This window comes from Deinococcus marmoris, from assembly GCF_001949125.1.
Taxonomy (GTDB): Bacteria; Deinococcota; Deinococci; order Deinococcales; family Deinococcaceae; genus Deinococcus; species Deinococcus marmoris_A.
Genome location: NZ_MSTI01000026.1, coordinates 12,474 through 27,694, shown reverse-complemented (window position 1 = coordinate 27,694; position 15,221 = coordinate 12,474). Strand labels below are relative to the sequence as shown.

General features: G+C 65.5%; 7 protein-coding genes. All 7 read left to right on the top strand.

The window, feature by feature from the left end:
• Nucleotides 1–228: hypothetical protein (locus BOO71_RS27550; protein ID WP_217694840.1), on the top strand; the 228-nt coding region annotated here is incomplete at its 5' end.
• Entirely contained in the window at nucleotides 225–1,046 is an 822-nt protein-coding gene (locus BOO71_RS03715; RefSeq protein ID WP_075830632.1) for a class II fructose-bisphosphate aldolase, read from the top strand. The genes BOO71_RS27550 and BOO71_RS03715, both read left to right, overlap by 4 nt.
• Before the next feature lie 13 nt (nucleotides 1,047–1,059).
• Nucleotides 1,060–2,001 (top strand): 1-phosphofructokinase family hexose kinase, encoded by a 942-nt coding sequence (locus tag BOO71_RS03710; RefSeq protein ID WP_075830631.1) that lies wholly within the window; start codon nucleotides 1,060–1,062, stop codon nucleotides 1,999–2,001.
• Nucleotides 2,002–2,059: 58 nt separating this feature from the next.
• Nucleotides 2,060–3,409 carry a family 4 glycosyl hydrolase gene (locus BOO71_RS03705; protein ID WP_075830630.1) on the top strand — a complete coding sequence of 450 codons (1,350 nt, stop codon included), beginning with the start codon at nucleotides 2,060–2,062 and terminating at the stop codon, nucleotides 3,407–3,409.
• Nucleotides 3,406–4,716: a Gfo/Idh/MocA family protein gene (locus tag BOO71_RS03700; protein WP_075830629.1), complete on the top strand. Its 1,311-nt coding sequence runs from the start codon at nucleotides 3,406–3,408 to the stop codon at nucleotides 4,714–4,716. Before BOO71_RS03705 ends, BOO71_RS03700 begins: the two co-directional genes overlap by 4 nt.
• Before the next feature lie 1,155 nt (nucleotides 4,717–5,871).
• The gene (locus BOO71_RS03695; RefSeq protein ID WP_139322723.1) at nucleotides 5,872–7,350 is read left to right on the top strand and encodes a hypothetical protein; all 1,479 of its coding nucleotides are present in this window, start codon (nucleotides 5,872–5,874) and stop codon (nucleotides 7,348–7,350) included.
• Between the two features lie 41 nt (nucleotides 7,351–7,391).
• On the top strand, nucleotides 7,392–15,206 hold the full coding sequence (locus tag BOO71_RS03690) for a hypothetical protein (RefSeq protein ID WP_075830627.1): 7,815 nt from the start codon (nucleotides 7,392–7,394) through the stop codon (nucleotides 15,204–15,206).
• Nucleotides 15,207–15,221: the final 15 nt, after the last annotated feature.

Here is a 15,221-nt window from a genome sequence, read left to right as displayed (position 1 = left end):
TCGGCAGCCGAGGAAGGCCGACTGGCGCGTGACCTGATGGGCAAGGGCGCGAGGGTCATCGGCTTTGGCGGACCCGGCGACGTGAGTTTTGAGCTGACAGGCGATGCCAGCACCCGCGCCCTGGGGGTGCTGCCTGCCCTCCAGATGCTGGGCGAGTGCGTAGCGCAGGCCAAGGGGCTGGACACGCTGACCCCCCGCTGGCTGACCAAAGTGGTGACCCTCGCGTGACCGTGGCGGCTCCTCAAACCTCTGCCGACATCATCCGCGCCGCCCGCGCTGGGGGCTACGCGCTGGCGGCCTTCAACGCCGTCAACCTGGAAACCGCGCAGGCCATCGTGCGGGCGGCTGAGGCCACGCGTGCGCCCGTGATCCTCCAGTTCTCCCAGAACGCCGCCCGGCACGGCGGGCTGGCGCAACTGGCCGCGCTGGGGCTGAGCCTGAAATCGGAGGCGGGGGTGCCCATCTTGCTGCACTTCGATCACGCCGAGGATGAAGGGATGGCGCTCGAAGCCCTGAACCTGGGTTTCGACGGCGTGATGCTGGAGGGCGACGATCCGGCCACCCTGCGCCGTCTGGCAGACGCGGCCAACGCGGCAGGCGGCTACTTCGAGGCCGAGTACGAGGTGGTGGTCAAGGGCGAGCGCAGCGGTGAGCGCCATGACGATCCCGCGCATCTGGCCGCCTTCATCCGTGACAGCGGCTGTGATCTGCTGGCCGTGGACATCGGCAGCGCGCACAAGCAGGAGAGCAAGAACGCGCATCTGGATTTTGATCGGCTTACACGGCTGGCTGAACTCACCACTCTGCCCCTGGTGCTGCACGGGGCCAGCAGCGTGCCGGAAGCCGAATTGGCGCGGGCGACGGGGCTGGGTATCGCCAAGGTCAACCTCGCCACCGATCTGACGCTGGCCTTTACCGCCGCCGTGCGGGAAGCGCTGGACGCCGGGGCCAGAGACCCCCGCAACTACCTGGGGGCCGGGCGCGACGCTATGCAGGCCCGTGCCGAGACGTATATCCGCGCGCTGGGCGGAGCGGGCCGGGCATGAACCGGAACCAGCCATGCCGGAACCAGACATGATCGTTGCGCTGACGCCCAACCTCAGCCTGGACCGGACCATGACCCTGGACCGTTTCCTTGCTCCAGGCCAGCTTCACCGCGTCACGGGGCTGACGGTGGCGGCGGGGGGCAAGGGCGTCAACCTGGCGCGGGCGGTGCGGGCTTTTGGCGGACAAGGTTGTGTCGCGGGCGTGGTAAGCGGCTTTAACGGCCAGCACTTCCGCGCCCTGTTGGAAGCCGAAGGTCTGGATAACGTGCTGGAGGACGGCGAGGGCGAGACCCGTGAATGTCAGGCTTTTTTAAGTGACGAGGGCCACCCCACCGAGATCAACGAGGCGGGTCCCCCGTATCAGCCGGAGGCGGTGGCCCGCCTGCTGCCGCGCCTGCCCCAGGGTCAGGTGGTGGTCTGCGGCAGCCTCGCGCCGAACACGCCAGGAACGGCATTTCTGGAGATGCTGCGTGGCCTGGACAGGCCAGTGGTGGACAGCAGCGGCGCGGGACTGGAAGCCGCCGTGCAGGCCGGGGCCAGTCTGATCAAGCCCAACGAACACGAACTGGAAGCGCTGACCGGCAGCGGCACGCTGGACTCCGCCCGCGAACTGTACGGACGCAGTGGCGTTCAAATTCTACTGACGCGCGGGGAGCGTGGCGCGGCTTTCATCGGCGAGGAAGTCTGGGAAGTCGAGGCCCCCCAGATTGAGGTCAAGAATCCAGTGGGCAGCGGCGACACCCTGTTGGGCACATTCCTGTATGCGCGTCAGGGCGGCCAGTCCATTCCCGACGCATTACGGCTGGCCGTCGCGGCGGGCAGCGCCAACGCCATGCTGGGTGGCCCCTTGAAGTTCCGTGTAGAGGTGGCGCGGGAGCTGATGGCGCAGACCCGCCTGTTGACGCCGGCTGAACCCGAATGTCACTCAGTTGGCCCAGAACGTCGATTCCCCTGAACCTCTCGCCCGCCTCAGCTTGTGGTGAGCTGACGCTTTCCCTCTGGAGCTGTTCCCCATGACCAAGATCGCCATTATCGGTGCCGGAAGCGCCGTGTTCGCCCAGCAGATGATCACCGACGTTCTCGCTATCAACGGCCTGGACGCGGGCGAATTTGCCCTGATTGATATTGACCCCGTACGGCTCTCCCAGGCCCATGAACTGGCCGAATTGACGGTGGCCCGCAGCGGCAAGCCGTTCACGGTCACGTCCTCCACAGACCGCCTGACCGCGCTGCCCGGCACCGATTTCGTGATCAACACCATTGAGGTCTCGGGCCTGGGCAACGTCCAGCACGACTACGACATTCCCATGAAATATGGCGTGGACCAGTGCATCGGCGACACCACCGGCCCCGGCGGCGTGATGAAGTTTCTGCGGACGGCCCCTGCGTGGCTGGAGATTCTGCGCGACATCGAGCGGCTGGCCCCTGCTGCTGTGGTGATGAACTACACCAACCCGATGAGCGCCCTGGTGCTGCTGTCGGCGCGCGGCTCGAACCTCAGGGTATACGGGCTGTGCCACTCGGTCCAGAACACGCTGGCCGAGCTGGCCGGGTATCTGGACTTGCCCGCCGACGAGCTGACCTACCGTTGCGCCGGGGTCAACCACCTGTCGTGGTTCACGGAACTGGGTTGGCAGGGACAGGACCTGATGCCCCGTCTCAAGCAGGCGGTGGCGCAACCCGAAATCTATGAGCAGGATATCATCCGCTTCGAGATGCTCCGGCACTTCGGGGCCTTTCCTACCGAGTCCAGCGGGCATTTCTCGGAGTACGTGCCGTATTTCCGCAAACGCCCCGATCTGGTGGCGCAGTTCACCCGGCCTGCCTACAAGGGTGAGAGCGGCTTTTACGCCCACAACTGGCCGCAGTGGCGCGCCGAACATGCGGCGCGGGTGGCCGATCTGATCGCCCGCGAGAACGCCGGGGAGGCGGCCATCGACATGACCCGCAGCCCGGAGTTCGCCTCCAACATCATTGAGGGCCTGCGGCTGAACCGGCCCCAGTTCATCACCTGCAATCTGCCCAATACTGCGCTGGACGGAACTGTGCTGATCGACAACCTGCCGCAGGACGGCGTGGTGGAGGTGGGCTGTACGGTGGACGGCGGCGGCATTCACCCGCAGCCTTACGGACGGCTGCCCGAGGCGTTGGCAGCACTGGACCGTTCTCATATGGCGGTCCACAGTCTGCTGGCCGATTCGGTGATCCGGCAGGACCGCGAACTGGCGGTGCAGGCGCTGATGCTCGATCCGCTGACCGCCGCCGTCTGCTCGCTGGATGAGATCCGGGCCATGTTTGCCGAGCTGGTGGAGGCCGAACACGCCGATCTGCCCGCCTACCTGCGCGAGCCGGTGAACGCATGAGCGGGCCAGTCTCACTCCTGATTCTCGGTGCAGGTAGCCGGGGCCAGACTTACGCCGATTACACGCTTGCCCATCCGGCAGAGGGCGTGGTGGTGGCGGTGGCCGAGCTGGATGACGTGCGCCGCGCCGCCTTCGCCGAACGCCACGGACTGCCGCCTGAGCGGGTGTTCACCGATTGGCGTGACGCCCTGAACCATCCAAAACTGGCGGATGTGGCCGTGATCGCCACCCAGGACGCCGATCATGTCGCCCCAGTGGAAGCCGCTGCCGCCCTGGGTTATCACCTGCTGCTGGAAAAGCCGATGGCCCCCGACGAGGAGGGCTGCCGCCGCATCGTGGCCGCCGCCGAACAACATGGCGTGATGCTGGGCGTCTGCCATGTGCTGCGTTACACCGCCTACACCCAGGCCCTGAAAGCTGTGCTGGACGCGGGGACCATCGGCGAGATCGTCAGCGTGGAGCATCTGGAGCCGGTGGGATACTGGCATCAGGCGCACTCGTTCGTGCGCGGCCACTGGCGCAACTCGCAGGAGAGCAGCCCGATGCTGCTGGCCAAGTCCTGCCACGATCTGGACTGGCTGCGGTACATCGTTGGCCTGCCCTGTCAGCGCGTGTCGTCCTTCGGCAGCCTGAAGCACTTCCGGCGTGAGGCCCAGCCCCCTGGCGCGGCGGACCGCTGCCTGGACTGCCCACCAGAAATCGAGAACGCCTGCCCGTACTCGGCCAAACGCTATTACCTGGGCCAACTGGAGGCTGGAAATACCGGCTGGCCGCTGAATGTCATCACCTCCGATTTCACCCTGGAGGGCGTGACGGCGGCGCTGCGCGACGGTCCCTATGGTCGCTGCGTCTACGCCTGCGACAACGATGTGGTGGACCATCAGGTCGTTAACTTCGAGTTCACGGGCGGCGTGACGGCCAGCTTCACCATGACCGCCTTCACCCGCGCGCGTGGCCGCGAGACCCGTATCTTCGGCACGCGCGGCGAACTGTACGGCGACAGTCAGAAGCTGGAGGTATACGACTTTCTGACGGGCGAAACCACCGTGACCGACACCGATGTTGCCTCGGACGGCAGCATCCTGTCGGGGCATGGCGGCGGGGACGACGGACTGATGGCGGCGTTCCTGGCCGCAGTGGACCAGAACGATCCTGGCCTGATCCTGAGTGGTCCGCAAGAAACACTGGAAAGTCACCTGATGGTCTTTGCGGCTGAGCGGGCGCGGGGGACGGGACAGGTGGTGAACTTGAGCGAGGCGCGAGAACAGAGCGGGTCAGCTCTCACGGCCCCGTCCATACTCGGCTGACCATTATTCAGGTTGGACAAACTGTGCCAGCCCACCTGTCGGACTTCCTGCCCGGTACTCTTGCAGCCATACGGCGTGCGCCAGATGCCGCGCGCTGCGGATGGAACTCGAAAGTGATTCGCTCTCTGCCTGCGATCAGCATCTGCGCCGCAGAATGCAGATGACGGTTATCAGAAGAACGTTGGGTCATGCCAGTGCGTCAACTATCAACGATATTTACTGCCACGTGTTGTCCAGCGAGGCAAAGTGCGCCGCCAACCACCCGTGACTGATCCACTACAGTCGGAGACCCCAGGTAGCCTGTTTGGTCCTGGGGTCGCTTCCTGCTCTCGCCATCCAGGACGGTCTTTTTGTGGTGTACCCCAATGGACTCGAACCATTAACCGACCGCTTAGAGCAGTTCTCCGAATTACGTCACCGGAATAGAAGACTTCCGGTGACTCCATTCTCCGTCCTGCTCGATAAAAGTCACTCGCTTCGCTCGGTCATGAAAATGGTCTTTTTTGTGACAACTGCCTTAGAAGGGGGAGAAAGCCTTCCTAAACCGTTCTAAGCTGATTTTCTGAAAACTCTAAACACTGTCCTGAACGGGTTTTTTCTCGCAGGCCGATTTTAGCTACTGGAAAGAATTCGGCCCGTTACGGGGCAAGTAGAGGTACTTGGACTCGAGGTTGACAGGTCACCCAAGAGCACGTCCAGTCCGCTTCCTGATCAGGCCAGCATTCACTCTGACGCCAGACCTCGCTGCCAAATGGGCTCGACTGCACCCTGAGCAGCTTACGCCCCAGATGCGCCCAATCAACAAGGTCCCGAGCCTGGCCGAAGCGCTGGAGTGGGCTGGATTTTTCGCTGGAAGCCCGAACCCACTGGCCCCAAATCTCGCTACCTGCTCCCGAAATCTCGTCTCCACGGGCTGCTTGAACCGTGATCGACCCTCACCATAGCGCCGCACCATACCGCGTCTCCAACGCCATTTCAGGTCTTTTACGGCAACACCGCGTTACCCTTGCAACGCCTGTATCACGCCCCCGCGCTCAGGATCACACTGCGGAGGTGGCAGGTGAAATCAGAGGGGTGGAATCGGGCCGAGGGGTCCAGGCGAGAGGGTGGGGCGTCGCAGCGCAATAACGGCGGAAATTCAGCAGTGGACGGTCCATGACGGCGTGGCGACGGCGCGGTCTAAGCGTGTTGGTGGCCTGTGCGCTGGGCGGCGCGGCACACGCCGAGGGCAGTTTTCAGGTGCGCTACTTTCTGCCCAGCACGCCGCTGTGGCAGGGTCTGAGTGCGGACGCCGACTGGCGCGGCGAGGCGCTGGGCGGTCAGCTCTCCGCCCGCACGTCCTGGAACGGGCCAGAGAGCCAGAGTTTCAACGTGACCTATACCCTGGGCCAGCGCGTCCTGTACACCCAGTACGACGCTTCACGCACCCTGACCACTGGCTCGCGGACAGCGGTCCTGCTGGCGCAACAGGGGTTCACCGCGCCCACACGGGGATTACGCAGCGTCACCTCGACATTCGTTTACACCGACGGCGACTCGTCTGGCACGTCGTACCGCGTCTTCAGCGGCGATCTGGGGGCGGGCGGGGCCTTTTCACCCACCTGGACCTGGACGGCAGGGACGGGCGGCAGCCTGACCGACGTGAGCGCTGATCCGGGCAGCGGGGGCAGCGTCTTTACCTCGCGCAATCTGGCGCTGCGGGCCAGGGTGTCGGTGGCCGGGCAGTTCGGGGGGCCGAGGCCCGGCAGCGTGACCCTGGGGGCCACGGCGGACCACACCGAGACGCTGCGCCTGTCCACTGGTACGGCGGCCCCACCCAGCACCCGCTACGGTCTCAACGCGGGCGGCACGGCCAGCCTGAGTGCCAGCGAGAAACTCTCGGCCACGGCGCGGCTGGACAATGAGGGCAGTTACTCCCTGGACACCGGCCTGAGCAGCACCCGCGTTCAGAACTGGACCGGAGATGTGGGGATCAACGTGGGGGGCCGCGCCGATTTCGGCGTCAAGGCCGCCACCCCCGCCAGCCTGGGCTGGCGGGCCAGCATCAGCCGCACCGGCCAGCCGTGGTCCGGCAAGCTGGGCTATGCGGGGAGTGGCGGGGAAACTCCCTCGCACGCGCTGGATGTCAGCGTGGCGTATTCGCCGCCACCCGTGATTCCAGACCCAGACCCGGCCGCAACAGCGCCCACCGCGCCCTCAACTTTCAGTGTGCAGGGCGGGGCAGGCGTGACCTGGCAGCGGCAGCCGGGCGTGACGCCCGGCGGTCAGGTGACGCAGGACTGGCGGGTGAGTTACCGCACGGGCGCAGGTCTGAACCTGAGCAACCAGACCTGGAATGCCCAGGTGCAACTCTCGCTCAGCGCCGCGCCGTATCCAGACGCCGCCGGGGTTCAGCAGACGCGCCTGGGTGGCAGTCTCAGCGGCAACGTCGCCTACACCCGTGATCCGCTGACGCTGAGCCTGAGCAGCAATCTGAACTATGTTCCCTCCGGCAGCGAGCGCTGGACGGGGGACATCGGCGTGCAGGCGCTGTACAAGGTCTCGGAGCCGCTTCAGGTGTCGGGCAACGTGCGCTTCCGGCCCGGCACCGTCAACTCGTATCAGGCGGGCATCGGCCTGCGGTTCAACTTCTGATGGGCGGGCCAGCACGCAGGCCCGTGGTGGGGAGGGTCCACATGAAATTCGTCTTTCGGCTGCTTGCCCTGGCGGCGGCGCTGCTGTGTCTGGCGGGGCTGGCCTCGGCGGGCAACACCAATTATTATTTTCTGACACTTTCTCCCCCCACCGTCAGTGTGGGACAGACCCTGACCGCGACGGTGAGCCAGTCCAACGGAACGATCGACTGGGGCGACGGCTCGGCCAGCCCGGTGACCAGCCTGGCCGTCACCCACGTTTACGCGGCGGCGGGCGGTTACGGGGTCATCTGGTCCTGCGAAAAAATCATCGGGGCTGGAAAGGTGCAGTGCGGGGCAGCGAAGCTAGACGTGACGCCCCCGCCGCCCACCCTGAGCGTCACCCCTGGCGCTGTGCAGACGGGCGAGAAGGTCACGGCCACCCTGACCAACGTTCAGCCCAGCGACTTCCTGGACTGGGGTGACGGAGCGGTGGTTCCGGCGGCGGCCAGCCTGACACACGCCTACAGCCAGTCGGGGACCTTCACGGTTCGGGTGCTGGACGGCAACAGGCGGCCCTACCCTGGGGCCGCGCTGCCCGTGGTGGTCAGCCAGCCTATCCCGACGCTGAGCGTGACCCCCACCGCCGCCGAGGTAGGCGAGAAGGTCACCGCGACCATCACCGTTCCACCGCCCGATCCGACGTCTGTGGGGGCGATCCCGCTGAGTCTGGACTGGGGAGATGGCACGGTGGTGGCCGCCGCAGCGAGCCTGACGCATGCTTATGGCAAAGCGGGAGCATTCACCGTTCGCCTGCTGGCGGGGGGAAGACCCATCGCCGCTATGCCGCCCGTCATCGTGACCGTGCGCGCTGTGCCGGACATCATCCTGAAGGTGGTGCCGACTGCCGCGCAGACGGGCCAGACCGTCACGGCGATCCTGACGAATCTGCCGACTTCAGCGCCTACCCCCGTTCAGCTCGACTGGGGCGATGGCACGTTCGTTCCGGCAGCGCCCAGCCAGACGCACGCCTACGACAGGGCTGGGACGTTTACCGTGCGCGTGGTGGTGGGTGACCGCATTCCCGTCCCGAGTGTGCCGCCCGTGATCGTGACGGTGACGGCTCCGCTACCCACCCCGACGCTGAGCGTGGCCCCGACTGCCGTTCTGGTGAATGAAAAGGTCACAGCCAGCCTGACGAATTTCCAGACCAGCGATCAACTCGACTGGGGTGACGGTTCCGTGGTATCAGCGGCGACGAGTCTGACGCACGCGTATGGCAAGGTGGGTGTTTTTACAGTCCGGTTGCTGCGAAATGGACAGCCCATCCCGGCTGTTCCTCCCGCCGTCATCACGGTATCGGTCCCGCTGCCGGGCCTGAGCGTGACCCCCAACGCCGTGCAGACAGGTGAGAAGGTGACCGCCAGCCTGACCAACTTCCAGCCCGGTGATCAACTGGACTGGGGTGACGGCACAGTGGTGGCCGCCGCAGCGAGCCTGACGCATGCGTACAGCAGCGCCGGAACCTTTACCGTTCGTCTGCTGCGCGGCGGCCAGCCCCTTGCAGGTGTCGCGCCCGTTCCGGTGGTGGTCAGCCTGCCCACGCCTACCCTGAGCGTCACTCCCAACGCCGTACTGGTAGGCGAGAACGTGACCGCCAGCCTGACCAATGTTCAATCTGCGGATCAACTCGACTGGGGTGACGGTTCCGTGGTTCCGGTGGCAGCCAGCCTGACGCACAGCTACGGCAGTGCTGGAACATTTGTCGTGAAGGTGTTGCGCGGCGGTCAACCCATCGCTGGTGTCGCGCCAGCTCCCGTCGTGGTCGGCCTGCCCACCCCGACGCTGACAGTCTCTCCCATCGCCGTTCAAACGGGCGAGAAAGTCACGGCCATCCTGAGCAACTTCCAGCCCGGCGATCAACTCGACTGGGCAGATGGAACGGTGGTGCCAGCAGCAGCAAGCCTCACGCATTCCTACGCCAAAGCTGGTGCCTTCCCGGTGCGGCTGCTGCGCGGCGGCCAGCCCCTCGCGGCTGTTCCGCCCGTCGTCGTCACCGTGACCGCTCCGCTGCCCACGCAGACCCTGAGCGTTTCGCCCTCTGCCGTTCTGGTGGGCGAGAAAGTCACGGCCACGGCGGGGAATCTCCAGACCGGTGATCAACTGGACTGGGGTGACGGCTCGGTGGTGCCCGCCGCCGCCAGCCTGGGCCACAGCTTTGGCAAGGCCGGAACTTTCCTGGTGCGGCTGCTGGACGCCAATGCCAGACCGTACCCGGCCACCCCGCCCGTGCCCGTGGTGGTCAGCCTGCCCAATCCGACGCTCAGCGTTTCTCCCGGTGCGGCACTGGTGGGCGAGAAGATCACGGCCACGCTGACCGATGTGCAGACGGGTGATCAACTCGATTGGGGTGACGGCGCAGTGGTGAATGCCGCCGCCAGTCTCCAGCACGTTTACGCTCAGCCGGGAACCTTCACGGTGCGCCTACTGCGCGGCGGTAAACCTGCCCCGGGCGTCGCGCCCGTTCCTGTCGTCATTACACTTCCTGTCGCGACCCTGGCGGTCTCTCCCAATGCTGTCCAGACCGGCGAAAAAGTGACGGCCACCCTGACGAATTTCCAGACCAGCGATCAACTCGACTGGGGCGACGGTGAAGTGGTCTCCGCAGCGGCCACCCTGACCCATCTCTACAGCAAAGCCGGGACGTTCACCGTCCGCCTGCTGCGGGGCGGTCAGCCTGTCGCTGGAGTCGCACCCGTTCCCGTGGTGGTCAGCCTGCCCACACCAGCCCTGAGTGTGACTCCGGCTGCCGTTCTGGTGAACGAGAAGACCACGGCCACCCTGACGAATTTCCAGAATGGCGATCAACTCGACTGGGGAGACGGCTCGGTGGTCCCAGCAGCTTCAAATCTGGCTCATGCCTACAGCAAGGCCGGGACCTTCACCGTGCGTCTGCTGCGGGGCGGTCAGCCCATTGCAGGCGTTGCGCCTGTTCCCGTGATGGTCAGTCTGCCCGTCCCCACGCTGAACGTCAGCCCGGCCAGCGTGCAGACCGGCCAGCCGGTCACGGCTACACTCGCAAATATTCAACCCGGCGATCAGCTCGACTGGGGTGACACGGCGGTGGTTCCCGCCGCCGCCAGCCTGAATCACAGCTACAGCGGCGCAGGCACCTACCTCGTGCGTCTGTTGCGCGGCGGCGCTCCACTGGGCAGTGTTCCCCCTGTCCCCGTAACCGTCACGGCGCAGCCCGTCCCGTGTTCGCTGGAAGTCCTGACCGTTTCCCCGGTGCGCTGGAAGGCCGTGGAGGTCAAGGTCAACGGGCTGGCGGCAGGCACAGCCTACACACTGGACTGGAACGACGGCACGGTGGTTTCCGGCGTGTCGCAGGCCCTCACCACAGCAGGCGACGGGTCCAGGCAGAACGTCCAGCAGCGTACCTACGGCAGGGCGGCCAGCTTCGTGGTGCAGGTCAAGGTGGGCAATGCCCCGCCCTGCATCCAGCCGATCACCGTCGTTGCGGCCCAGATTCCGCTGGCCGTGGACCCGGCCAATCCGGCAGTCAGTCAGACCGTGACCCTGAGCGTGGGCGATGTCCCTGCCGGAACCGCACTGAAGGTGGACTGGGGCGACGGTCAGACCCAGACCCTGAACACCAGCGGCGCGGGTGACGGCACCTTCCCGCTGGGAACGCACGTTTATGTCAAGGACGGCACCTTCCTGATCAAGGTCAGTCTGAACCAGACCAGCGAGCTGCTGGGAACGCTGCCAGTCGTCGTCACGGTGCCGATGCCGACACTGGGTGTGGAGGCGTCCCGTGCCGGGACGCCCAGCACAGTGAACGTCGGGAACATTCAGGGCTATCCGCAGTACATCTACACGCTGAATTTCGGAGATGGCACCCCGACGCAGAGCGTGACGGCCAGCGCCGACATCCCGCATATTTACGCCGTCAGTGGGGTCTATACCGTCAAGCTGACCCTCAAGGCCGATCAGGCTTCCGAACGGACGGTGGTGGTGGCCGCCGTGATCGACGCCGCCGTGGGCATTACTGGCTTCAGCACCGAAGTCCGGCCCCAGGCGGGGGCCGCCGTCCCCGCCCCCACGCCTGCCGAGGTGCAGATCGGCACGCCCACCCAGTCGGTGGCGCTGCTGAACGTCACCGGAACCGGCACGGTGAATCTGCGCTGGACCTGGACGCCGCTGAACGTGGCGGATCAGCCCGACGGCCAGCCGCTGACCCTGGACACCCGGCAGGTGCCGCTGAACGCGGGCGCAAACAGCGTGCCGCTGACCCTGCCCACTGCCAAGAGCGGGCGCTTCCTGCTGCGCGTGGAAGTGCTGGGCGTGACTGGCGACAGCAAGGCTGTCTTCCCCGGCCAGATCAGCCTCCAGACCGTCAACCTCACCGAACCCGGTCTGCCCAAATTCCTGGTGGTGGGCGAGGGCGAGGACCAGTTCAGGTTCAAGATTCTCAGTGCGCCCAAGCCCATCAGCGGCCCGCTGTTCAACCCCAACGATTTCTGGCCGGTCTTGCAGGTGGCCGACGGTTCGCCGCTGATGATCGGGCTGACCCCGGTGGCGCTGCAACAGATCCAGGCCCAGAACCTCAAGGTCAAGGTGGACGGCGACACGGCTTATCTGGTGTCGGGCAGCTTCAAAGGCGTCACGCAAGCGGTCAAGCTCGACACTGGTCCGGTTTCGTTCGTGTACACCGAGTTCCCCGCCTTCTCTCCCATGCGGCTCAAGGTCAGAGGGGTCATCTTCTCGCCCAGCGGAGCGGTGCTGGACAAGGCCGTCGTCACCTCGCCGGACTTCTCGCAGTCGGCGGTGCTGAACAAGCTGCCGACGTACACCCAGGAGCGCAGACCCGGCCCCAAACGGCCCGACGAGATGATGCAGGAACTGATCAATCAGGTCTTTGATCCGGTCTTCGATCTGGCCCTGAACTCGGTGGGGATTCCCGTTTCCAGGCCGTCCGCCCAGCAACGCCTGGGGCTGCTGAACACCGTGTACGCCCAGGGTAAAGGCGCGGGCGTCAGCGACGTGAGCGCGCCCAGCGCCTTCCTGCAATACACCCAGAAGGGGCAACTGGCCACCAGCACCGGCACGGGCATCGGCTACGCCACCGAAAAAGGCCGGACGGCGCTGCAACAGGCCGCCAGTAAAGGCGTGTATACAGGCACCGGCGTCGGTACGCTGGTCGTCAACATCCCTCCTCTCCTGGCGACGACGCCGAAGACCGTCGAGCAGCTTCAGGAAATCCTGGGGGCGGGGCAAACCGATTTCCTGACCTTCCCGGAGCTGTACCTCAGCAACACCGGCGACGTGGTCTCGGCGCGGGTGGTGGACGGCAAGAGCGTGGCCTCCTTCCCATCGACAGCAGTGAGTTCGCAACTGGTGACCGTCATCGGGGGCGTGCTGAAGCTGGGCGATTCCGGCGTGTCTATGAACGCCTACGGCACGCAGACCGCGTACCTGGACCTCAGCAGCAAGCGCAGCGTGGAGCCCAACGGCTACGTCATCGGGCAACAGTCCGGGAGCGAACCGGCGGCGTCGGTGCCGCCAGTGCAGCAGTCTTCCGCAGGACAGACGATCCCGGCGCAGCTTCCCGCAGGACAGATCAATGCCAGCAGCAATGCCGTTCCTGGCGTCTCCGTGAACGGGTCCAGCAACGCCCCCCTGCCTGGCCTGACGACCTCGCCTTCACAGGCCGAGCTGCTACGCAAGACCTACGGTGGAGCGCCCAGCGCAGTCCAGGTGCCGGACGTGGGACCGCAGTGGCAGGGCCTGCTGTGGCTGTCCAATCAGGTCACCATCGACACCGTGGCGCAGTACGACGCCACGAAGGGAGACAGTGAAGTCGGGGCGGACCAGAGCATGTCGGTGGAACTGGCGAAAAAGGTGCCAGTCAGCTACGGTACACGCGGCTGGAATCTCAACATCGACGGCCCGGACGGCAAGGTGGTTCCCGGCAAGACCAGATTGACGGGCGGCATCCCCTACGACGCGCGCGAGGTCGTGGTGGTCATGGTCAAAACCAACCTGATCCGCAGCCTGACCACCGGGCAGTTCGGACCCCTCCCCTTCGTGGGCGGCGGCAAACTGAGTGGCACCTGGGATATCGGGAACCACAAAGTCACCCTCGACAAGACCGGATTGACCCGCGCCTACGGCCCCGACGGCAACTTCACCGCCAGGGACGTAACGGGCAGCGTCAGTCAGGAAATCAGAGATAAGAATGGAAAAATTGTTACGAAAGGAGGCGTTCTAACCTTCACCCTGCTGGACAGCACCTTCGATCTCTCGCGGGTTGGCGACGGCCTCAAGCTGAGCTGCTCGAAGGTGATCATCGACGGCGGGCTGGTCCAGTTGCCCTACAGCACCTGTAATTCGATTCAGGGCCAGAACCGCAAGGTGGCAGGCAATCCCATCACCTTCAACAGCCTGTCCTTCTCCAGCGAAGGCAAGCTGATCCTGGCTGGACTCTCGGCCCTGGGCAACGCCGACGAGAACGGCAAGAACATCACCGCCCCGGCGCGCCTCGTCCTGAGCGCCGACGCGCTGAAATACACGCTGAAGCTGAGCGTGGACGCCACGGGGCAGCAGGTCAGCTCGACGCCCGGCCATGAAACCAACATGACCCTGAAGGGCAGTGAAAATGACCTGACCGGCGCGGGCCTCCAGGCCATCGGCGCAGGCGAGGCATCCGCTGTCGCCCATGAACTGGCCTTCGACAGCGGCACCGTGGGCGTCAGCGACAAACTGTCCATGCAGGTCAAGGGGCTGTTTGGCCACAAGGGCAACAAGAGCTACTGGTATCTGCTGGCGACCGGCAAGGCCGCCGACGGCATCCCGCTGTCGATCATCACCATCTACCAGATCACCGGTGGGCTGGCCTACAACATGCAGTGGGGCCAGGGCCAGATCATGTTTAATGACCTCAATAAGCGCCCCAACGACGCTGCGGGGCTGCATCTGGCGGCTGGTGTGGTGGTCTCGTTTACCGGGGTGGACGACACTACCCTGCACGCGGCCATCGTCGCGGAACTGAGCAGCAGCCCGCTGCAACTGCGCTTCGGCGGGGACGGCTACCTGCTGACCGGCGGCATCGACACGGCGGCGGGCTATTTCGGGGGCGGCAAACCCCAGGCCCGTTTTGCCGGACTGCTGAACGCCGACGGCCTGTTCGTGGACCTGTGCGTGGGACCGGCCAACGTGGGCAATCTGAAGTGTTCGGACCTCAAGCCGCTGTCCCTGGCGGGCGGTGTGGTCACGGTTCAGGGCGCGGCCAGCATCGAGCTGTCCAGGACCCCACACGTCTACATCGGTACCTTCCGTCCCAAGGACCAGATCGGTCAGTCGTACTGCAACCCCACCACCAGCGCCGCGTGCGCCGCGCTGTACCGCACCGGGCGCGTGTCGGTGCAGGTGAATCTGGCGATCTTCAAGTCCAGCATCGACGGCTACGTGATGACCGGCATCCTGGATGGCCGCGCGCCCAGCTTCGTGCAGCCCGGCGCGTTCGGGCTGGCCGCTGGGGCGTCGATTGAGAGCATCTACCACGCCGGTGACAGCGGTAGTCTGCTGCTGTGCGACTACTCCTGGAGCTTCGACGCTCGGCTGTTCGCCGCCGTGGACGGCGCAATCGTCGTGCCTCCCAATCCCTACATTCACGGGCATGTGGGCCTGTACGCCGGGGCCAGCGTCAGCGCCTATGGCTGCGGCATCGGCGGAACCCTGAGCGCTTCGGTCAGCCTGGACGCCGACTTCCAGCTCGGCAATGGCAGCTACGTGGACGGCACGGCGCATGTCCAGATCTCGCTGCCCATTGTCCCAGACGTAGATTTCTCGACCCACGTTCACCTGAACCTGTAGGCCGGAGAACCGGGC